14 protein-coding genes are annotated in these 20,387 nt (G+C 71.6%); 6 read left to right on the plus strand and 8 right to left on the minus strand.

Going from position 1 to position 20,387, the window contains the following annotated elements:
* The first annotated feature begins 7 nt into the window (after window positions 1-7).
* The 4 genes from codA to B4N89_RS34605 all read left to right on the plus strand — a co-directional run bounded on the left by codA (window position 8) and on the right by B4N89_RS34605 (window position 3,621).
* The gene (codA, locus tag B4N89_RS34590; protein WP_078980409.1) at window positions 8-1,303 is read left to right on the plus strand and encodes a cytosine deaminase; all 1,296 of its coding nucleotides are present in this window, start codon (window positions 8-10) and stop codon (window positions 1,301-1,303) included.
* 227 nt (window positions 1,304-1,530) lie between these two features.
* On the plus strand, window positions 1,531-2,412 hold the full coding sequence (locus B4N89_RS34595; protein ID WP_078980410.1) for a helix-turn-helix domain-containing protein: 882 nt from the start codon (window positions 1,531-1,533) through the stop codon (window positions 2,410-2,412).
* Between the two features lie 3 nt (window positions 2,413-2,415).
* Window positions 2,416-2,613 carry a DUF397 domain-containing protein gene (locus B4N89_RS34600; protein WP_078980411.1) on the plus strand — a complete coding sequence of 66 codons (198 nt, stop codon included), beginning with the start codon at window positions 2,416-2,418 and terminating at the stop codon, window positions 2,611-2,613.
* A gap of 153 nt (window positions 2,614-2,766) precedes the next feature.
* Window positions 2,767-3,621 (plus strand): MerR family transcriptional regulator, encoded by an 855-nt coding sequence (locus B4N89_RS34605; protein ID WP_078980412.1) that lies wholly within the window; start codon window positions 2,767-2,769, stop codon window positions 3,619-3,621.
* A 2,897-nt stretch (window positions 3,622-6,518) separates the two neighbouring features.
* On the opposite strand, the gene B4N89_RS34615 is transcribed toward B4N89_RS34605, so the two are convergent.
* Window positions 6,519-6,911, minus strand: coding sequence for a nuclear transport factor 2 family protein (locus B4N89_RS34615; RefSeq protein ID WP_078980414.1), 393 nt, complete (start codon window positions 6,909-6,911; stop codon window positions 6,519-6,521).
* Between the two features lie 106 nt (window positions 6,912-7,017).
* Entirely contained in the window at window positions 7,018-8,211 is a 1,194-nt protein-coding gene (locus B4N89_RS34620; RefSeq protein WP_078980738.1) for an MFS transporter, read from the minus strand.
* A 163-nt stretch (window positions 8,212-8,374) separates the two neighbouring features.
* Between B4N89_RS34620 and B4N89_RS34625 the strand changes: the two genes are divergently transcribed.
* Complete coding sequence (locus B4N89_RS34625; RefSeq protein WP_078980415.1) at window positions 8,375-8,950, plus strand: TetR family transcriptional regulator; 576 nt, start codon at window positions 8,375-8,377, stop codon at window positions 8,948-8,950.
* 372 nt (window positions 8,951-9,322) lie between these two features.
* Here B4N89_RS34625 and B4N89_RS34630 read toward each other — a convergent pair whose 3' ends face one another.
* Together B4N89_RS34630 and B4N89_RS34635 are read right to left on the minus strand one after the other, a co-directional pair.
* A complete protein-coding gene (locus tag B4N89_RS34630) occupies window positions 9,323-11,203 on the minus strand; it encodes a hydantoinase B/oxoprolinase family protein (RefSeq protein WP_078980416.1) in 1,881 nt (626 codons plus the stop codon).
* Window positions 11,204-11,205: 2 nt separating this feature from the next.
* Window positions 11,206-13,350 (minus strand): hydantoinase/oxoprolinase family protein, encoded by a 2,145-nt coding sequence (locus B4N89_RS34635; RefSeq protein WP_078980417.1) that lies wholly within the window; start codon window positions 13,348-13,350, stop codon window positions 11,206-11,208.
* Between the two features lie 284 nt (window positions 13,351-13,634).
* Here B4N89_RS34635 and B4N89_RS34640 point away from each other — a divergent pair, with 284 nt between their 5' ends.
* Window positions 13,635-15,398 (plus strand): gamma-glutamyltransferase family protein, encoded by a 1,764-nt coding sequence (locus B4N89_RS34640; RefSeq protein WP_078980418.1) that lies wholly within the window; start codon window positions 13,635-13,637, stop codon window positions 15,396-15,398.
* 45 nt (window positions 15,399-15,443) lie between these two features.
* Here the strand turns inward: B4N89_RS34640 and B4N89_RS34645 are convergent, their stop codons facing one another.
* From B4N89_RS34645 to B4N89_RS34660, 4 genes are all read right to left on the minus strand, one after another.
* Complete coding sequence (locus B4N89_RS34645) at window positions 15,444-16,526, minus strand: translation initiation factor IF-2 (RefSeq protein WP_078980419.1); 1,083 nt, start codon at window positions 16,524-16,526, stop codon at window positions 15,444-15,446.
* Window positions 16,523-17,851, minus strand: a complete 1,329-nt coding sequence (locus B4N89_RS34650; RefSeq protein ID WP_078980420.1) for an ATP-binding protein — start codon at window positions 17,849-17,851, stop codon at window positions 16,523-16,525. Before B4N89_RS34650 ends, B4N89_RS34645 begins: the two co-directional genes overlap by 4 nt.
* A gap of 43 nt (window positions 17,852-17,894) precedes the next feature.
* Window positions 17,895-18,974: a prenyltransferase gene (locus B4N89_RS34655; RefSeq protein WP_078980421.1), complete on the minus strand. Its 1,080-nt coding sequence runs from the start codon at window positions 18,972-18,974 to the stop codon at window positions 17,895-17,897.
* Window positions 18,975-19,186: 212 nt separating this feature from the next.
* On the minus strand, window positions 19,187-20,341 hold the full coding sequence (locus B4N89_RS34660) for an NAD(P)/FAD-dependent oxidoreductase (protein ID WP_078980422.1): 1,155 nt from the start codon (window positions 20,339-20,341) through the stop codon (window positions 19,187-19,189).
* Window positions 20,342-20,387 lie beyond the last annotated feature (46 nt).

Consider the following 20,387-nt stretch of genomic DNA (forward strand, 5'->3'; position numbering starts at 1 on the left):
CTCCGCCATGCCGGACGACAACACCCTCACCGTGACCGACTGCCGCCTCCCGGGCCGCCACGAACCCGTGGACGTCGCGGTCGAGGCGGGCGTGATCACCGCCATCACCCCCACCTCGGCCGGCACCGCGCACGCCGGCCCGCACCTCGACGCCGCCGGCGCCCTCCTCACCCCGCCCTACGTCGAACCGCACATCCACCTCGACACGGCCCTGACCGCCGGCCAACCCCGCTGGAACACCTCCGGCACGCTGTGGGAGGGCATCGAGCGCTGGAGCGAGCGCAAGGCGACGCTGACCCGCGAGGACGTACTGGCCCGCGCCGAACAGGTGTTGCGCTGGCAGGTCGCCCACGGCGTACTGCACGTACGCAGCCACTGCGACGTCACCGACCCCGAACTCACCGCGCTGCACGCGCTGATCGAACTGCGCGAGCGGGTGCGCGACGTGCTCGACCTCCAAGTGGTGGCCTTTCCCCAGGAGGGCATCGTCTCCTTCCCCGACGGCGAACGCCTGATGGCCCGCGCCGCCGAGGCGGGTGCCGATGTGCTGGGCGCCATCCCGCACTTCGAGGACACCCGCGAGGACGGCGTCGAATCGTTGCGCATCCTCTTCGAACTGGCCGAGCGCCACGGCCGATCCATCGACGTGCACTGCGACGAGATCGACGACGAACAGTCCCGCTTCGTCGAGGTGGTCGCCACGTTGGCGCACCGGACGGGCCTGGGCTCTCGGGTGACGGCCAGCCACACCACCGCGATGGGTTCGTACAACGGCGCCTACAGCCGCAAACTCCGCCGCATCGTGGCCCGTTCGGGCATCCACCTGGTCTGCAACCCGATGGTGAACCTGACCCTCCAGGGCCGCTTCGACGACTACCCGAAGCGACGCGGCCTGACCCAGGTCAAGGAGATGCTGGCGGCCGGCGTCAACGTCGCGTTCGGCCACGACGACGTGATGGACCCGTGGTTCCCGCTCGGCACGGCCAACCCGATCCAGGTGGCCCACGCGGGGGTGTTGGCCGCGCAACTGTCCGGCCAGACCGAGATGGACGAGGCCTTCGCGATGGTCACGGAACGGGCGGCGCGCGTGCTGGATCTGGGCGAGCGGTACGGGATCGCGGTCGGCCGCCCGGCCAACTTCCTGCTGCTGCCCGCCGATTCCCCGTTCGACGTACTGCGCCGGCAGGTACGACCGAGCCACGTGATCTCGCGGGGGCGGCTGGTGGCCGAAACCGCCGCCGCACCGACGCGCCTGACGTGGCCGGGACGGGAGGCGGAGGAGGTGGATTTCCGGCGGCGATGAGGCGTGGCCGAGGGGAATTGCCCCATGGCAACCCCATGTCCATGATCACCCAATGCGTTGATTCAACCGCGACACGTGAGTTTCGGCCACTAGCATGACGACGGGATTGCCGGCCGAAATGAGCCGAAAATGCACTCGGGCACGGTAATTCCCACTGTGACGCAGAACGTTCTTGCCGGGGCGGGACGTTCGCCGGGACACTGAAACCGTGCGCGGAGGAACGAAGAATGATGGAAGACATCGAGTCGGCCACGCCTGCCCTGTGCCGTCTGCAACTCGGCGCGGAACTGCGCCGGTTGCGCCGTGAAGCCGGTCTGAAGTCGAGTCAGGTGGCGAAGCGACTCCTGTGGAGCCCGTCGAAGGTGACCCGACTGGAGTACGGGGACAACGTCGTCGTCGAACCGGACGACACGGCGATGCTGTGTGGCCTCTACAAGGCCGACGCCGAGACGAGGTCGTTGCTGATCGACTATGCCACGGTGACCAGGACCAAGCAGGACCGATGGGCGTCGACCGGGGCGCACCCCTCGGTTGGGCCGACCGTCCATGCCTTCCTCGGGCTGGAGGCCTCGGCGACCGTAGTGCGTGACTACGAATCGGACTACGTGCCCGGTTTGCTGCAAACGGAAGCCTACGCAAGGGCGATTCATCGGACCGAGTTGAGGAATTACAGCTCGGAAGAGATCGAGATGCGCGTCGCCGCCCGGATGGCCCGACAGGCAGCTCTGTACCGAGCGGAAGGGCCCCTGGAACTCTTCGTCATCCTCAGCGAGTCGGTATTGCGTCGCCGTGGAGGGGATTCGACGGTGACGGTTGAGCAGCTCAAACACATTGCCGAGATCTCGACCATGCGGAACGTCCACGTGCAGGTGGTGCCGTTCAGCCTGGGGATTCACATCGGTATGAGCGGCCCATTCACCATCATCCGGTTCGCCAGGGCATCGCTTGCGAAGCCGATCGTCTACTTGGAGAGCATGGCCGCAAGTTGGGTCGTCGCCCGGGACAGCACCATCGACACCTACGAGCACAACTTCCGCGAGCTCCAAGTTCTTGCTCCGGGCCCCCAAGAAGCCCGGAACATGATCCACGAGGCGATCAAGGAGATCTGATTCATGACCACGAGCGAATGGTTCAAGTCCAGTTACAGCAACCCGGACGTCAACTGCGTCGAGGGCGCCCGTTCTCCCGGCCACGCCATCGCCATACGCGACTCCCAGGAACCCACCAAGGGCACCTGCCTCTTCCGCGAAGCCACTTGGACCCCTTTCCTGACCGCCCTGAAGACCACCGAGCCGCCGGCCCACACCTGAGAGCAGGGGTCGGGGGTGCGGCGGGGGTCGCGTCTGGGTGGGGAAGTACCCGACCGCCGGTGGTTACCCTGCGGCGTTTTCGGTGGGGTTGTTGCACCTGCCGTAGCGGCATGTGGTGTCGTCGAGGCACCACAGTACGAAAGGCTCGGTCCGATGTACCCCTCCATCACGCCTCCCCGCCGGGTCAGGATCGGTGACGCCGCCGCGTTCGCCGGGACGACCCCGCGTGCCGTCCGCCACTACCACGGGATCGGCCTGCTGCCGGAGCCGGAACGAGGCGCAGACGGCCGCCGCCGCTACGGCTACGACGACATGATCCGCCTGCTGTGGATCCGCAGGATGGCGGCGGTCGGTGTCGGCCTGGACGACATGCGGACCGCCTTCGACGAAGCCCGGGACGAGGCCCGGGACATCCAGGAGATCCTGAGCAGCCTGGAGGAGACCCTGGCGGCGCGGGAGGCCGAAATCAAACGTCAGCGCGCGGCCGTCCAGCGCCTGCGAGCGCTGGGCAGCCCGCTGGGGCTGCTCTCCGAATTGGTCACGGACCGGCTCGGCCACCTGCCCCCGGGCGCACTGCGCCCCACCGACCTGAACACCCTGCTGGTCACGGAGCGAGTCTTCGGCCCGTTGGGCGCCGCCATCCAGGCCGGCGTGTTTATCGTGCTTGCCACCCACCCCGATCTGAGGGCCGAGGACGACCGTCTCGACGCCGCCGAGGCCGCCCTCGACGACGGCGTCGACCCCCACGACCCACGCGTCGAAGAACTCGCCGCCCAGCGATGCGCGCAACAAGTCGCCCTGGAACAGGCCATGGAGGCAGCCGGGCTCGACGCGGCGGAAGAAAAGCGCTTCGAGATCTACGACGCCGACCTGACAGGAGAGGAGGACACAGGGATGAGCCCCTTCCAAGCGATCACCAAAATGCCCTACGACTTCTCTCCCGCCCGGATGCGCTGCATGGAACTCACGGCACAACTCCTCGCCGACACCCACTCCGCAGACCACTGATCGCCCGCGCCCGGAACCGAAGCACCCCGGCAGCCGGTCACGTCCATAAGACGCCTGTCCGGCCTGAACCAAGAGCGACGACACCACTGGCCTACGGGGGGATTCCGAACTGACCGCTCACACCCCAGCGAGACGCGCGCTGAGCTCGGCGAAATCCGCGTGGCAGCGGCAGGGGCACGGTCGGTTCGCCGAGGGGCCTTCCGGAGTGGGTCGGGTGCGCGCGGCGGGGTTGCGTCTTGATCGGGGGCGCCGGTGCGGGTGGGGTCAGAGTTGCAGGGCCGGCCGCCCCCGGCGTTCGGGGCCCGGAGACCCGGGCGTTCCGGCGAGACGCGCGCGTTGGTCGGCGAAAACCGGCTGGCAGCGCTGGGTAGAGGGGCGAGCCGGGTCGAGTCCCCTGGCCGACCTTCCCGAGTGGGTCGAGTGCTCTCGGCGCGCGCCGCGCTTGTGGTTGCGGGTGGCCGGTGCGGGGCCGGTCCGAGTCGGTGATGGGCCGCCGCCAGCGTTCGGGGCTCCAAGACCCGAAGCCCCCGACGAGATCGGCGCGTTGCTCACCGAAAACCGGCTGGCAGCGGGGGGCAGGGGGGCGGGTCGGGTCGTGTTCCCCGGCCGGCCTTTTCGAGGCGGCCGGGTGTTTCCGGCGGGCGTTGCGCTCGCGGTTGCGGGTGGCCGGTGCGGGGCCGGTCCGAGTCGATGGTGGGCCGCCGCCAGCGTTCGGGGCTCCAAGACTCGGGAGTTCCGGCGAGATGGGCGCGTTGGTCGGCGAAAACCGGCTGGCAGCGGGGGGCAGGGGGGCGGGTCGGGTCGTGTTCCCCGGCCGGCCTTTTCGAGGCGGCCGGGTGTTTCCGGCGGGCGTTGCGCTCGCGGTTGCGGGTGGCCGGTGCGGGGCTGGTCCGAGTCGATGGTGGGCCGCCGCCAGCGTTCGGGGCTCCAAGACTCGGGAGTTCCGGCGAGATGGGCGCGTTGGTCGGCGAAAACCGGCTGGCAGCGGGGGGCAGGGGGGCGGGTCGGGTCGTGTTCCCCGGCCGGCCTTTTCGAGGCGGCCGGGTGTTTCCGGCGGGCGGTGCGCTCGCGGTTGCGGGTGGCCGGTGCGGGGCCGGTCCGAGTCGATGGTGGGCCGCCGCCAGCGTTCGGGGCTCCAAGACCTGGGAGTTCCGGCGAGACGCACGCTTTGCTCAGCGAAAACCGGCTGGCAGCGGCGGGCAGGGGAGCGGTCGAGTCGGTCTGCCGGGAAGCCTTCCCGAGGGGGCCGGGCGTTTTTGGCGGGCGGTGGGCGAGTGAGTGACGAAGGTTCACGAACCCGGATCGCGTGGGGTGTTGTTGCCTCAATGTGTAAGAAAACCGCAGGTCGGCGCGAAGGGGAAGCTGTTTCGGGTGCCTCGGGATCCGGTTTCGGTCCCGCCGGCGCCCGCCTGGCAGTTTCGGTCGTCCTCAACGGTCTGCGGGAGGCCGAAGCGCACGCAACCGACTCGACCGGGCAGTTTCGGCCGCTCTGACCGGCGTCGAGAAGACGAGGCACACGAAACCGGCACTCGGCACCCGATCTTCCGTACCGACCACGCGAAACCGCAGGTCACCAGACCTCAAGGCTGTGCACCACCCATCGCGATCCGGTTTCGAACCCCAACTCCTGCCGAAACACTCGGAATCCACTCGAGAACGCGCCTCGGGAGACCAACCCGACCCCTCCTCCGCTGCCAGCCGGTTTTCGCTGAGCAAAGCGTGCGTCTCGCCGGAGCTCCCGGGTCTCGGAGCCCCGAACGCTGGCGGCGGCCCATCACCGACTCGGACCAACCCCGCACCAGCCACCCGCAACCCAAAGCGCGGCGCGCGCCGAAACGCCCGGCCCACTCGGGAAGGCACCCCGGCGGACTCGACTGCACCGCCCTCCCTGCCCGCCGCTGCCAGCCGGTTTTCGCCGACCAACGCGCCCATCTCGCCGGAACTCCCGGGGCTTGGAGCCCCGAACGCTGGCGGCGGCCCACCATCGACTCGGACCGGCCCCGCACCGGCCACCCGCAACCGCGAGCGCAACGCCCGCCGGAAACACCCGGCCGCCTCGAAAAGGCCGGCCGGGGAACACGACCCGACCCGCCCCCCTGCCCCCCCGCTGCCAGCCGGTTTTCGGTGAGCAACGCGCCCATCTCGCCGGAGCTCCCGGGGCTTGGAGCCCCGAACGCTGGCGGCGGCCCATCACCGACTCGGACCAGCCCCGCACCGGCCACCCGCAATCACAAGCGCGGCGCGCGCCGAGAGCACCCGACCCACTCGACAAGGCCGGCCGGGGAACACGACCCGACCCGCCCCCCTGCTCCCCGCTGCCAGCCGGTTTTCGGTGAGCAACGCGCCGATCTCGCCGGAGCTCCCGGGTCTTGGAGCCCCGAACGCTGGCGGCGGCCCATCACCGACTCGGACCAACCCCGCACCAGCCACCCGCAACCCAAGGCGCAACGCCCGCCGAGAACGCCCGGCCCACTCGGGAAGGCACCTCGGCGGACTCGACCCGACACCCGGTGCCAGCCTGTTTCGCCGACCAACGCGCGCGTCTCGCCGGAACTCCCGGGCCTCGGAGTCCCGAACGCCGGCGGCGGCCGAGCCACCGACTCTGACCGGCCCCATACCGGCCCCGTCCGGCCGAGGTGCAACGCCCACCGCAGGCACCCCGGCCCACTCGGTGCGGTGGCCCGGCCCGCCCCCGCCGCTCTTGGCGGCCTTGGCCTGTCGGTCGGGGTGCGGTCGGGTGCCCCGTTGGCCGACCGTGACGTCCACCGCCGACGCGCTGCGGAGGAGCGCTGTGTCCTTACCGGTTGCGGTGGTTGCGCGGTGCGGTGTGGCCATGTGTGGGGCCGGCCTTACGAACCACCGGGTCGCCCGCGGCGTTGCTGCCGTGTTTCTTTGGGCTATCGGGTGAGTTGGGCTTGGAAGATGGCGGGGTTGAAGTATGCCTTGGCCTCGCGGATCAAGCCGGTGGTGTCGTCGAGGTCGTAGATGTTGATGCCGGACCAGTTGACGGGTTTGCCGTCCGAGGTGACGGCGGCGCCGTACCAGGTGACGGCGACGTGGTTGCCGACGGTGTGGGCTTGGGTGGGGGTCAGGCCCAGGAAGGGGTGGAAGTTGGGTATGACGGAGGCGATGAAGGCGTGGATGGCGGGGCGTCCGGTGATCGGCGGAGTGCCGATGGGGTCGTGGAAGACGCCGTCTTCGGCGAAGGCGGCGGCCCAGGTGTCGGCGTCGCCGTCCTGGGAGGCGCGGAAGAACCGGAGGACGGCTGGGGGCATTGCCGGGAAGGTCATGAGGAATCCTTGTTGGTTGTTGGTTTTTGGTTGTGGCTTGCGGGTTGTAGGTCGTGTGGCGATGGGCGCGCGGGCGATGGGCGCGCGGGCGGTGGTGTCGGGGTCCTCACCGCGTTGCCGTTGTCGGTTGGGGAGCCGGCGGCTTTGCCGGTGCGCGGTTTCTGCCAGGGCGGTGTGAGGCGATGTGGATGGCCAGCACGATGGCGGCGGCGAGGGCGGCGAGGGTGCAGACGCCTGGCCAGCCCAGTCGGGTGTAGGTGTGGACGCCCAGCCAACTGCCCGCGCTGCCGCCGAGGAACGAGCAGGTCATGTACGCGGTGTTGAGCCGGCTGCGTGCCTCTGGGCGCAGCGCGAAGATGCGGGCCTGGTTGGCGACTTGGCCGCATTGGATGGCGACGTCCAGCAGGAGCAGGCCGACCGCCAGGGCGGTGAGTCCGATGATGCCGGCGAGGGTTCCGAGGGTCAGGATCGAAGCGGCGGCGAGGGTGGCCAGGGCGCAGGCCAGGTTTACCCGGGCGGGGCCGTGGTGGTCGACCAGGCGTCCGGCGGCCGGGGCGTAGAACATGCCGGCCGCGCCGATCAGGGCCAGTAGTCCGACCGTCTGGGTGTCCAGGTCGTAGCGGGGGCCGGTGATCAGCAGCGCGAGTGCGGTCCAGACGGCGCTGAAGGCGCCGAAGAGGATGGCCTGGTAGAGCGCGGAGCGGCGCAGAGCGGGCTCGGTGCGCAGCATGCGCAGGGTGTCCGCGAGCAGCGTCGGGTAGCGCTCGTGTCCGGACGCGGTGGTGGCCGGGAGGGCGCGGGCGAGGACGACTGCCAGGAGCGCGGTGAGTGCGGCGGCGATCAGGTACGGCGCGCGCCAGCCCAGGTGTTCGCCGGCGATGCCGCCGAAGGTGCGGGCCAGCAGGATTCCGCCGATCAGGCCGCCTTGCAGGGTGCCGATGATGCGGCCCCGGTGCTCGGGGGCGACCAGGCCCGCGGCCATCGGCAGCAGCACCTGGGGGACGACGGTGGCGATGCCGACCGCGGTGCCCGCGGCGAGGAGTACGCCGAACGCGGGGGCGAGGCCCGCGACGAGCAGCGCGCACGCGGTCACCGCGAGCAAGGTGGTGATCAGCGGCCGGCGCGGCAGCCGGTCGCCGAGGGGGACCAGCAAGAAGATCCCGAGCGCGTAGCCGAGCTGGGTCAGTGTCGCCACCGCCGCCGCCGCGCCGGGGGTGAGGTCGAGGCCGTCCGCGACGAGCGGGCCGAGGGCCTGCGGGAAGTACACGTTGGCCACCGAGACGCCGCACGCCAGAGCCATCAGCAGGGACACTCGCCGGCGCGGCTCGCCGGCTGGTGAGGACCGATCGGTCGGGGACATCACATTCCTCCAATCGAACGAACCAGATAGTTCGAAAGCTGGTAAGAGAGCCTGGCACGCCGTCGCGCGCTCGTCAAACGAACCGGTTCCTTACAATCGCTCCATGGCCTACGACTCTGCGGCAACCAAGGAACGCATCCTCGCGGCGGCGACCGCCGAATTCGCCGCGTACGGCGTCGCCGGCGCCCGGGTGGATCGCATCGCAGCCCAGGCCGAGGCCAACAAGCGGGCCATCTACGAGTACTTCGGCGACAAGCAGCAGCTCTTCGCAGCCGTCCTCGAACGGCTCATGGCCGACCTCGCCCGAGACGTCCCGCCCGGCGACGACGACCTGCCCGCCTACGCGGAACGCCTCTTCGACCACCACCGCGCCCACCCCGAGGCCCTGCGCCTGCTCATGTGGGAAGCCCTCGAACTCGGCGACCGGCCCGTCCCCGCCGAGGACGTCCGCACCCGTCACTACCAGGACAAGGCCCGGGCCGCCGCTACCGCACACCCCGACGACGACCCGCGCAGCCGCCTCTTCTTCACCCTCGGCCTCGTGGCCTGGACGCTGACCATGCCGCACCTGCGGCGCATGATCCTCGGCCCCGACACGACCCTCGACCAGCTCCGCCCCGCCATCGCCCACGCGGTCGAGGCGCTGCCCACCGAACGCACGCCGGACGAACCGGCGTAGGGCTGCTCACGAATCCCGGCGGGCCGCCTCGCGATGCCGGGTGGTGCGGTGCGGTGCGGTGTGATGCGCCGCCTGAATCCCGGGTCGTCCCGCCCGAGTGGGGGGCGCTGGATGGGTGTACGCCAACGCCAACGCCAACGCCCCGGCCCCGACCGTCGAGACGGTCGGGGCCGGGGCGGGTTGCGGTTGTGGCCGGGCGGGGCCGTGCCGCGCCTCCCGATCGCGGAGAGAGGCGCGGCTGTTCGGGTTGCTCCTTCGGCATCGGCGGAGGGGCCGGGGCGGGCCAAGCGTGGATCCCAGCGACTCAAGTCCCAGCGGCTCAAGTCCCAGCCCCAGCCCCCGCCCCAGCCCCCGCAGCCCTCGACGCGCCGCTTACAGCAGGTCCACCGCCGCGTACGCCTGCCCACCCGACAGCAGCGCGTACCCCGGGCCGCGGTCGAAGAACGGCTCGACCTCCGGCCGTGCCGTGCGGATCGACTCCCGCAGCGCCTCCGTCGCCGCCTCGTCGACCGCCAACTCGTCGCCCTCGCCCGTCAGGACCACGCCGTAGTCGTCCGCCGCCGCCGCGCGGGAGACCTTGCCCCACCGGACGTCGCGCAGGACCGACTCGGTCTTGCGGTTGAGCGGGTCGCCCCACCCGCCGCCGCCGGTGGTGCGGATCCGGATCACCTCGCCGGCCTTGACCGGCTCGTCGTCGACCAGGCCCTCCATCTCGCGCTCGTTCGGGCCGCCCGGGTCGATCACGACCTGGAAGGGCCGGCCGGCCTTGCCGCCCTTGACGCCCCAGCAGGACAGGATCGAGCGGTCGGCGATCGACATGAACGACGCGTCGAGCAACATCCGGATGTGCTTCTCGTAGCCGAGGCCGCCGCGGAACTCGCCCGGGCCGCCCGAGTCGGCCGCCAGGCCCAGGCGTTCGACCAGGAACGGGAAGCGCGACTCGGTGAACTCGGTCGGCAGGTTGCGCGAGTCCGGCACGACGTGGATCGTGTCCTCGCCGTCCGCGTAGTAGCGCCCGCCCGAGCCGCCGCCGAGCACCTCGCGCATCAGGTACGAACGGCCGTCCGCGTCGTGCCCGTAGACGCCGGTGTAGCGGATCGTCTCCTGGTCGGCCGGCATCCGGCCGTCGACCGCCTTGGCCAGCACGCCGGAGAGCACGCCGAGCAGGCGCAGGATGACGAAGGTGCGTGCGTTGGTCGGCGCCGGGAAGATCGGCGTGAGCAGCGTGCCCTTCTCCGGGAACTTCATCTCGATCAGCGGCACCACGCCCTCGTTGACGTCGAGTTCGGCCATCCGCTCGGGGGTGTCCGCGAGGTTGCGCAGGATCGGGGCGAGCCACTTCTTGAGGAAGTTGCCGTCCGCGTAGTCGCCGCAGTGGTTGATCGGGCCCTTGGCCTGCTTCGACGTTCCCGTGAAGTCGATCAGGATCTTGTCGGGCGTCTTCGTCAGGGTGATCCGCTGCGTGTGCAGCATCGGCTCGTCCACGCCGTCGTGTTCGGCGTAGTCCTCCCAGACGTACTCGCCGTCGGGGATCTTGGACAGGATCTCGCGACGGTAGGTCTCGGTGGTCTTGTCCAGGATCGCGTCGAAGCACGCCTCGACCGTCTCGCGGCCGTAGCGCTCGAAGAGTTCGCCGAGCCGGCGCGAACCCATCAGGCACGCCGAGCACTCGGCGTCCAGGTCGGCGGCGAGCGAGTCGGGCATGCGCGAGTTGCGGGTCATGATGCGCAGCGCGGCCTGGTTCGGCACGCCCTGGTCCCACAGCTTGATCGGCGGGACCATCAGGCCCTCTTCGTACACCGTGGTCGCGCCCGAGGGCATCGACCCGGGGCAGCAGCCGCCGATGTCGTCGTGGTGCCCGAACGCCTGGACGAACGCGACCACTTGGCCGTCCGCGAAGACCGGGACGGTGACGCACAGGTCGGGCAGGTGGCCGATGCCGCCCTCCGACTCGTAGACGTCGTTGTGGAAGAACACATCGCCCGGACGCATCGTCTCCAGCGGGAAGTCCCGGGCGATGGGGTGCACCAGCGCGGAGTACGAACGACCCGTGAGCTTGCGCAACTTGCGGTCGTGGATGCCCGCCCGGAAGTCGTGCGCGTCGCGGATCATCGGCGAGCGCGAGGTGCGCCCGATCGCGGTCTCGACCTCCATCTCGACCGAGGCGAGGGTGCCTTCGACGATCTCCAGGAGCACGGGGTCGACGCCGTGCAGCGCGTCCTGCGGGGTGGTGGCGGTGGTGCCGGCGCTCATGTTCAGGCTCCCTTCGAAGCGGTCGAGGTGGTGTCGGTGTCGCGGGTGACCACGACGTTGCCGTAGGCGTCCACGCGGGCGGCGAAGCCCGGGTGGATCGGGATGGTGGAGCCGAACTCCTCGATGATCGCCGGACCGACGACCAGGTCGCCCGGGGCGAGTTCGGGCCGCGCGTACACGGCGGTGTCCACGTAGCCGTCGCGGTCGGCGAAGCAGACCGCGCGGGTGCCGGTGCGGGCACGCTCGACATCGCCCTCGCGGCCCGGGAGTTCGCGCAGTTCGGGGCGGCGGATCGGGCCGACGCCGGTGACGCGCAGGTTGACCCACTCCACGGGCTGGCTCGTGTCGCCGCGGAAGTTGTACCCGTAGAGCTGCTCGTGCGCGGTGTGGAAGGACTCGGCGACGGTGTCGGCGAGTTCGGCGGTGAACGGGCCGTCCGGCACCGGCACCCGGACCTCGAACGCCTGGCCGAAGTAGCGCAGGTCCGCGGTGCGCACGTAGCGGTGGTCCTCGGCCGCGAAGCCCTCCTTGTCGAGGGCGTCGCCCGCCTTGCCCGCCAGCTCGTCGAAGATGCCCGCCACCTTGGGGTGATCGAGCTCGGGGTGGCTGCCGACCGCGGTCTGCACGTAGTCGCAGCGCACGTCGACGGTGAGCAGGCCGAACGCGGAGACGTTGCCCGGGTCGCGCGGCACGATGACGCCGGCGAGGCCGAGGATGTCGATGAGGCGGCACAGCAGCAGCGAGCCGGAGCCGCCGAAGGTGGCCATGGTGAAGTCGCGGACGTCCAGGCCGCGCTTGACGGTGATCTGGCGCAGTGCGTTGGCCTGGTTCCAGGCCGAGATCTCCAGGATGCCGTTGGCCAACTGCTCGATGCCCATGCCCAGTTCGGCGGCCATCTTGGTCAGGCCCTCGCGGGCGGCGTCCACGTCCAGCGGGATCTCGCCGCCGAGCAGGTGCGGGGGGATGCGGCCGAGCAGGACGTGCGCGTCGGTGATGGTCGGCTCGGTGCCGCCCTTGCCGTAGCACAGCGGGCCCGGGTCGGCGCCGGCCGAGCGGGGGCCGACCTTGAGCGTGCCCTCGGGGGAGATCCAGGCGATCGAGCCGCCGCCGGCGCCGACGGTGACCACGTCGATCATCGGGATCTTGGACGGGAAACGCCCGACCGTGCCCTCGGTGGTCAGCGTCGGCTCGCCGCCGAGCACCACCGACACGTCGGTGGAGGTGCCGCCGCCGTCGCAGGTCAGGACCTTGTCGAAGCCGGCCTTCTCGGCGATCAGCGCGGCGCCCAGGGCGCCGGCGGCCGGGCCGGAGAGCACGGTGGTGATCGGCTGGTGCACGACCTCCTCGGCGGAGAGCACGCCGCCGTTGGACTTCATGATCGCGAACGGCACGCGGCGGGGCGCCTCGCCGGCGGTGGTGAACGCGTCCAGGCGCTGCCGGATGCCGCCGACGTAGCGGGCCACGCGCGGCTTGACCGCGGCGTCGACGAGGGTGGTCATCGAGCGCTCGTACTCGCGGTACTCGCGCAGCACCTCGGAGCTGATCGACACGATCGCCTCGGGGTGCTCCTCGCGCAGGATCTCGCGCATGCGCTCCTCGTGCGCCGAGTTGGCGTAGGAGTGCAGGAAGCAGACGCCGATGGTGAGGATGCCCTGCTCGCGCAGCCGACGGGCGGCGCCGCGGGCGCCCTCCTCGTCGAAGGGGCGGACCTCGTTGCCCTTGTGGTCGAACCGGCCGCCCACGGTGTGCACGAGGTCGACGGGGACGATCCGGTCCGGCTTGACCCAGAAGTAGGAGTTGCCGTAGCCGTCCGGGACCGCCTGGCGGGCGATCTCCAGGATGTACTCGTAGCCCTCGGTGGTGATGAACCCGAGGCGGTCGATCTTGTCTTCCAGGAGCTGGTTGGTGGCCACCGTGGTGCCGTGCGCGACGGCGGTGACGTCGGCGCCGGTGCATCCGAGCAGGCCCAGCACCTTGTCGATGCCGTTCATGAAGCCGTCGGCGGGGTCGCTCGGCGTGGACGGCGTCTTGGTGGTGACCAGCTCGCCGGACTCCTCGTCCAGCGCGACCACGTCGGTGAAGGTACCGCCGGTGTCGATGCCGATCCGGATCCGTCGGCGGGGTCCCGCCGCTGCGGCAGGCGTCATCAGCGCGCTCCAATCGGAGGGGAGGTGATTCGATCACATTCGTGGAGGGCTGTTCGCCCGGCTGCTGAGAGCGATTCAACTCGCCGGGCGATCCTGCGGAATCGGCAACATCTGCCAAGCAGCTCGGCAACAGTTGGGAAATCGTTCCCGGTCGTTCCCGTTTGCCGAAGCGTGCGCAACCCCGACGAATCCTTTCGGTAGCCGCACGACCACGCGAGACTGGCCGGATCGTGCTCGGCGGTGCCCCAGGGCGGGGCCGGGGCGCCCGGCACGGAGGAGGCGCGATGAGCGACTGGACGAGCCGGCCGACCGTGCGGGGGACCTTCGGGGTCGTATCCACCACCCACTGGCTCGCGTCGCAGTCGGCGATGGCGGTCCTCGAGGACGGCGGCAACGCGTTCGACGCGGCGGTGGCGGCCGGCTTCGTGCTCCAGGTCGTACAGCCGCACCTGAACGGGCCGGCCGGGGAGGTGCCGATCATCCTCGCTCCGGTGGGCGGCGCGGTCCGGGTGTTGTGCGGCCAGGGGCCCGCGCCGCAGGGGGCCACCATCGAGCACTACCGCTCGCTCGGCCTCGACCTCGTGCCCGGGACCGGGCCGCTGGCCGCCGCCGTGCCGGGCTCCTTCGACGCGTGGCTGACGCTCCTGCGCGACCACGGGACGAAGCCGCTCGCCGAGGTGCTGACGTACGCGATCGGCTACGCCGAGTCGGGACACCCCGTCTCGCCGCTGCTCGCCGCGACCGTGGCGCGGATGCGCGAGCAGTTCGAGACCGAGTGGACGACCTCGGCCGAGGTGTACCTGCCCGCGCCCGAGACCGGGACACTCTTTCGCAATCCCGCCCTGGCCCGCACGTGGCGCACGCTGCTGCGCGCGTGCGCGGGCGGTACGCGCGAGGCGGAGATCGAGGCGGCCCGGCGGATCTGGCGCGAGGGCTTCATCGGCGAGGCCGTCGCCGACTTCGCCGCGAAGCCCGCGATGGACACCTCGGGACGGCGCCACGCGTCCACCCTCGTGGGCGACGACCTCGTCCGCTATGCGGCCTCCTACGAGGAGCCGGCCGGCCACGACTGGCGGGGCTGGACCGTGTACAAGCCCGGCGCGTGGAGCCAGGGCCCGGTCTTCCTCCAGCAACTCGCCCTGCTGTCCGACGAGTTCGGGTACGACGACCCCGAGTACGTGCACATCCTGGTCGAGGGCACCAAGCTCGCCATGGCCGACCGGGAGGCCTGGTACGGCGACGCCGCGCCGGTGCCGCTCGACGACCTGCTGTCGGGCGGGTACAACGCCGGCCGGCGAGCGATGATCGACGCGCGGGCGTCCCACGAGCTGCGCCCCGGCACCCCCGGCGGCCGGATCCCGCTCCTGCCCGGCCTGCCGGTCGCCCAGGGCGAGGCGCCGGCCGCGTCGATCCGGCCGCCCGGCACCGGCGAGCCGACCGTCCGCGCCGACGGGGTCACCCGGGGCGACACCTGCCACCTCGACGTCGCCGACCGCTGGGGCAACCTGGTCTCCGCGACGCCCAGCGGCGGCTGGCTCCAGTCCAGCCCGGCCATCCCCGGACTCGGCTTCCCGCTCGGCACCCGGCTCCAGATGGCCTGGCTGGAGCCCGACCTGCCCAACTCGCTCACCCCGGGCCGCCGCCCCCGGACCACGCTGTCCCCGTCGATCGCCGCGCGCGACGGCGTGCCGGTGCTGGCCTTCGGCACCCCGGGCGGCGACCAACAGGACCAGTGGTCCCTGCACTTCTTCCTTGCCGTGGCGCTGGGCGGCCTCGACCTCCAGGCCGCGATCGACGCCCCCAACTGGCACACCGCGAGCTTCCCCGGCTCGTTCCACCCCCGCACGATGAGCCCCGGCAGCCTCACGGTCGAATCCCGCCTCGGCGACCGGGCGATCACCGCGCTGCGCGAGCGGGGCCACCTGGTCACGGTCGACGAACCGTGGTCCCAGGGCCGCCTGTGCGCGGTCGCGCGGGACCCCCACACGGGCGTCCTGTCGGCCGCGGCGGATTCACGCGGTGTACAGGGCTACGCCGTCGGGCGCTGACCGGGCGCTGACCGGGGGTGACCGGAGACCGATCACGGCCCGCCGTCAGCGCGCGGCCGCGCGTTCCAGCCGGATCGTCAGCAGTGTGGGCACCAGGGCCACCCAGAACAGGATCTGCGGGATCAGCCGGTCGGACCACGGGCTCAGCGCGATGACCACGGCGGTGGTGGTGATCCACGCGGATTGCACCACCACCAGGCGGGCCCAGCCGACCCGACGCACCAGCGACCACATGCTGAGTCGGACGCCCGCGCGCAGCCGGCGATAGCGGCGCCAGGCGCCGAAGGCCCAGGCCAGGGCCATCAGGGTCAGCGCCCAGACGCGGGTGCCGAGCGGGGCGGGCAACGACGTGGCGTCGTCGCCGGTGGGGAAGACCCGGGCCGCGAGCGCGGCCAGGACCAGGCAGACCAGGGCGATCCAGCGGGTGCCGCGCAACATGCGGAACACGGCCGCGTCGATCTGCTTGCGGAAGCGTTCCGAGGACGGGTCGGCGACCAGCGCCGTGGCGGCGGCGTCGGCGGAGGCGGTGAGCTTGGCGCCGGCGCCGATCAGCGGTGCGCGGGTGGCGTCGTACTCGGCCCGGTCGGCGAGTTCGGCCAATGCCCAGGCGTTCTGCGGGTCCAGGCGCAACACTTCGCGAACGGCCTGGGCGCGTACGTCGTTGCGGCCGACCAGCAGGGACGCCTTCCACAGCGCGCGGTGGGCGTTGACCGCCTCCGGGCCGAACCGCACCGCCGTGGAGGCCGCGTCGAACGCCTCCGGCCAGCGCTCCTGCCACGCGGTCAACGCCTCGGACAGCGCGGCGTATCCGTTCCACAGCTCGGGGGCGAGCCCGATCGCGGCCCGGGCGGTGGCCTCCGCCTCCTCGCGCCGCGTCGACCGGCGCAGCGCGTACGCCCGCACGATCAGCGCCTCGTAGTCGTCCGGCGCGAGGGCCAACGCCGCTGCGGTGGCGGTCAGTACCTCCTCGTCCCGCCCCAACCCCTGGTGTACGTAGGCCAGTTGCACCCACGCGCGGACATCGTCCGGGTCCTCGGCCAGCCGCCGGGCGAGCAGTTCGCCCGCCTCCTCGTCACGGTCGAGCGTCAGCAGCGCCCTGGCCTGTTCGACGAGTGGGTGCTCGGTCACAGCTTGCCGCTCTTTCGCAGGTAGGTGAGCAGGTCGTCGTAGGTGCCGCCGTCGTTGGCGAACATCGCGACGTTGCGTGCCGTGGCGAACCAGGCCTCGGTGGACGGCCGGATCGCCTTCGCCGCCGCAAGCAGGTCGGCCATGCCGATCATCCGGACCGAGCCGGTCCGCGCGGAGTCGAGCAGGGCGGACTCGGCGGCGCTCTCGCAGACGTGCGCGAGGTCGGCGCCGGAGAAGCCGTCGGTGATCTTGACCAGCTTGCCCAGGTCGACCGAGGCGATCGGGCGCCCGCTCAGGTGGTAGCGCAGGATCGCCTGGCGCGCCGGGCGGTCGGGCGGCAGCACGAGCAGGGTGCGGTCGAGCCGGCCGGGGCGGCGCAGCGCGAGGTCGACGTCCCAGGGCACGTTGGTCGCGGCGAGCACGAACACGCCCTCGTTGACGTCGCCGACGCCGTCCAGTTCGGTGAGGAGTTGGTTGACGGTGTTGCGCAGGCCGCCGTGCTGGGTACGGCTGCGCTTGGCGCCGAGCGCGTCCAACTCGTCGAGGAAGACCACGCACGGCGCTTTGCGGCGGGCGGTGGCGAACACCTCGTGCATGTTGCGCTCGGAGTTGCCGATCCACATGTCCAGGACGTCGCTGATGGACACCGAGATGAAGTTGGCGCCCAGTTCGCCGGCGACGGCGCGGGCGATGAACGTCTTCCCGCAACCGGGCGGCCCGTACAGGAGCAGGCCGCCGCGCAGGCTCTTGCCGTAGAGGCGGCGCAGGTCCGGGTTGCGCATCGGGGCCAGGAACGCGGCCTCCAGGCGGTCCTTGACCTCCTGCATGCCGCCGACGTCGGCGAGCCGCAGCCCCTCGGGGGCCTCGACGTCCCACGCGCTCGCGCCGCCGGGGTCGCCGGAGCCGTCGGCGGCGAGCGGCGCCTCGGGGGTGCCCGGAGTCCGCGGCGCGACGAAGCGCGGCGGGACGACGCCCTCGACCTCCTCCTCGGCGGCGACCCAGTCGAAACCGGCCGGGCGGGGCGGCTGCTGCTGCGGGGGCGCGGCCGAGGTCGTGCCGGGGGTCTCCACCGCGGCCGGTGTCGCGCCGCCCATCGCCCGCGCCATCAGCGCCCGTGCCTCCGGGTCGGCCGGCTCCTGGCTGAGCGCGACCGCCACCTCGCCGACGGCGGCGTCCAAGCGCCCGGCGTCGAGCAGCAGTTGGGCCAGGTGCAGGCGCAGCGGCAGATCACGGGGCGCCGCGTCGAGCGCCGAACGCAGGCTCCGAATCAGCGGGGAATCCTGCACCGCCCCGGATTCGGGCGACGGGGAGAGCTCGTCGGACATGCGCCCAGATTACGATCTCGGACCCCGTCCACCACGACCGGGTTCAGGTCGCGGCCTTCTCGGTGGGACACGGGACCGGAGTGCTTTCGTCCACCCGGCGCAGCCGGCGCAGGGCCGTGAACAGGCGCACGCCGAACAGCACGAGGAAGGCCGCCAGGATCGCGGTCAGGAAGCTCAACGAGCCGGCCATACCGTCGTTGACCTGCGGATCCGTCGCGGTCTCGGCCAGTACGCCGATCAGCGCGGCGCACACGATCAGGGCGACGTGGTTGGAGGCCCAGAACACCACGGGCGTCATCCGGCGCGGGTCGTGGTCGGCGAGCGCACCGGACCGCAGCCGAAGTACCAACCACACCGACAGCGGCGCCGTGCTCGCCATCGCCGCGCAAACCGGCCAGGGGATCCATCCGGCAAGCGCGAACACGACCAGCGCCGCATACGCCGTGATCTGACACAGCGTGAAGATCACGATGACCCGGCGCGGCCCGAGCAGGACCGGCAGGGTGCGTTTGCCGACCCGGGTGTCGGACTCGATGTCGGCGAGGTTCATCACCATCATCCGCGCCGCCTGCAACAGCGCGGTCGGGGCCAGGATCAGCAGGATCAGCCCGGGCACGCCGCCCGCGAGCAGCGATACCGCCACGATCGGCCAGATCCCGTTCAGGCCGACGGCCACGGTCACCTCGCCCAGGCCGCGATAGTTCAGTCGCAGCGGCGGCGCGGTGTAGAACCACGCGAGCGTGATGCCGGCGGCGGCCGTCAGGCGGGTGGGCAGCGTGGGCATCGCGACGGCGACGAATACGGCGCCGGTGAGCAGTACGAAGGCGGTGGACAGCGAGACGATCGGCCGGATCAGGCCGTCGACCAGGGCACGGCTGCCGCCGGTCCAGGGGGTGTGGTAGCGGTTGGCGCGGTCCGCGTCGAGATCGAAGTATTCGTTGCAGTAGTGCGTCATCAGATGGGTGACCCACGCGAACCCCTGGGCCAGCGCGTACCAACCGAGGTCGATCCGATGCCCCTCGTGCACCGCCACCGCCCCGCCGAGCGCGACGGGCAGCATGTTGTAGAGCAGGAACCGCAACCGGGCCAACCGAACGAAGCCGACCCACTCGGTGCGCTCCACGACTCCCCCTCGACCCGGTGCGGACGGCCGGCCGAGGTCCGGCCGCGGCCGGGCGCCCGTCGGATCCGTGGCGCACCGCGCTCGGGGAATCCGTCCGTTTGCTGAACTCAACTCCTGTTGCCCCGAGTTGACCCTGGGGCAATCCCGCGGGCAGGCAAAAGGCCGGCGGTCGGGGGAACGCGGCGGCCGAGCGGTCGCCGCGTTCCGTGGGGTCAAGTGGCGGGTGCGGCGTCCTTCTCCGCGCGTGGGAAGAAGGGGAGTTCGATGTGGACGCGGTCGGCGGCGGCGAGAATCTCGCGTGCGTCGTCCACCGGCGGATGGATGGCCTGGTTGATCCGCGACTTGATGGCCGCGCCGTCGGCGCCTGAAGCCATCACCCGGCGATCCCAGCCCCGGGTGAACACCGCTCCGGCGGCGCCCAGGTCCAGGCAGGTGACGTACGGACCGGGGGTGAAGTCGCGCAGCGGCATGCCGAGCAGGTCGGCCGCCGCGTTGTACCCGGCGACCTTGCCGAGCGGAGTGGCGTGTTGGCATGCCTGCATCACCGTGTGCTCGGCGTCGAACGCCGCCGCGGCCATGTCCCCGGCGACGAACACCTCGGGCAGCGCGCGCAGTCGGTGGTCCACCGGCACTCGGCCGAGGTGGTCGAGTCGGGCGGGGATCTGCCGCGTCAGTTCGCCGGCCCGCATCCCCACGCACCAGACCACCGCGTCCGCGTCGACCCGGGTCCCGTCGGACAGGACGGCGTGGCCCGCACCGACCCCGGTGACCGTCGTCCCGAGGCGGCGTTCGATGCCCAGCTTGTCCAGCGCCGCCTCGATCTCCGCGCGCGGACCGGGTCCGAGCGCGTCGCCGACCACCTCCGAGCGATCGACCAGCAACACCCGTCCCCGGGCGGCCAGCGCGGTCGCGGCCTCCAAACCGACGAACCCGGCGCCGACGACCACGGCGGAGTGGTCCGCGCGCCCGCGCAGATGGTCGGTGAGCCGCCGGGCGCCGGTCAGCGTGTCGATGTCGAAAAGCCGTTCGGCGCCGGGCAGATCCGTGGGCGCGACGAGTTTGCTGCCCGCCGCCAGGATCAGTCGGTCGTAGGCGACCTTCTCGCCGTCGGCCACCACCACACGGCGCGCGGTGTCGATCACGTCGACCGAGGCCCGCAGCTGCCGGACGCCGATCGGGTCGAGGATGCGGCCGAGTTCGACCTTGGCCAGATCCGGCTCCGGCTCGTACAGTCGCGGCCGCAGCACCAGATGCTCGTTCGGCGCGATGAGGGTGATCCGCAGATCCGCGTCCCGGCGGGCCAGCGCCGCTCCCGCCGCGCTCCATACGCCCGCGAAACCGCCTCCGATGATCACGACGTGTGCCATCGTGTCGTCCTCCCCTTCAGGCTTCTCCCCTCGATCGAGAGGGGAT

The organism is Embleya scabrispora (assembly GCF_002024165.1).
GTDB lineage: Bacteria > Actinomycetota > Actinomycetes > Streptomycetales > Streptomycetaceae > Embleya > Embleya scabrispora_A.

Excerpts from the sequence above, each read along its gene's own strand:
- B4N89_RS34635 (WP_078980417.1), bottom strand. The coding sequence starts at position 13,350 with ATGACGCCTGCCGCAGCGGCGGGACCCCGCCGACGGATCCGGATCGGC.
- B4N89_RS34615 (WP_078980414.1), bottom strand. The coding sequence starts at position 6,911 with ATGACCTTCCCGGCAATGCCCCCAGCCGTCCTCCGGTTCTTCCGCGCC.
- codA (WP_078980409.1), top strand. The coding sequence starts at position 8 with ATGCCGGACGACAACACCCTCACCGTGACCGACTGCCGCCTCCCGGGC.
- B4N89_RS34605 (WP_078980412.1), top strand. The coding sequence starts at position 2,767 with ATGTACCCCTCCATCACGCCTCCCCGCCGGGTCAGGATCGGTGACGCC.
- B4N89_RS34660 (WP_078980422.1), bottom strand. The coding sequence starts at position 20,341 with ATGGCACACGTCGTGATCATCGGAGGCGGTTTCGCGGGCGTATGGAGC.
- B4N89_RS34620 (WP_078980738.1), bottom strand. The coding sequence starts at position 8,211 with ATGGCTCTGGCGTGCGGCGTCTCGGTGGCCAACGTGTACTTCCCGCAG.
- B4N89_RS34595 (WP_078980410.1), top strand. The coding sequence starts at position 1,531 with ATGATGGAAGACATCGAGTCGGCCACGCCTGCCCTGTGCCGTCTGCAA.
- B4N89_RS34600 (WP_078980411.1), top strand. The coding sequence starts at position 2,416 with ATGACCACGAGCGAATGGTTCAAGTCCAGTTACAGCAACCCGGACGTC.
- B4N89_RS34630 (WP_078980416.1), bottom strand. The coding sequence starts at position 11,203 with ATGAGCGCCGGCACCACCGCCACCACCCCGCAGGACGCGCTGCACGGC.
- B4N89_RS34650 (WP_078980420.1), bottom strand. The coding sequence starts at position 17,851 with ATGTCCGACGAGCTCTCCCCGTCGCCCGAATCCGGGGCGGTGCAGGAT.
- B4N89_RS34625 (WP_078980415.1), top strand. The coding sequence starts at position 8,375 with ATGGCCTACGACTCTGCGGCAACCAAGGAACGCATCCTCGCGGCGGCG.
- B4N89_RS34640 (WP_078980418.1), top strand. The coding sequence starts at position 13,635 with ATGAGCGACTGGACGAGCCGGCCGACCGTGCGGGGGACCTTCGGGGTC.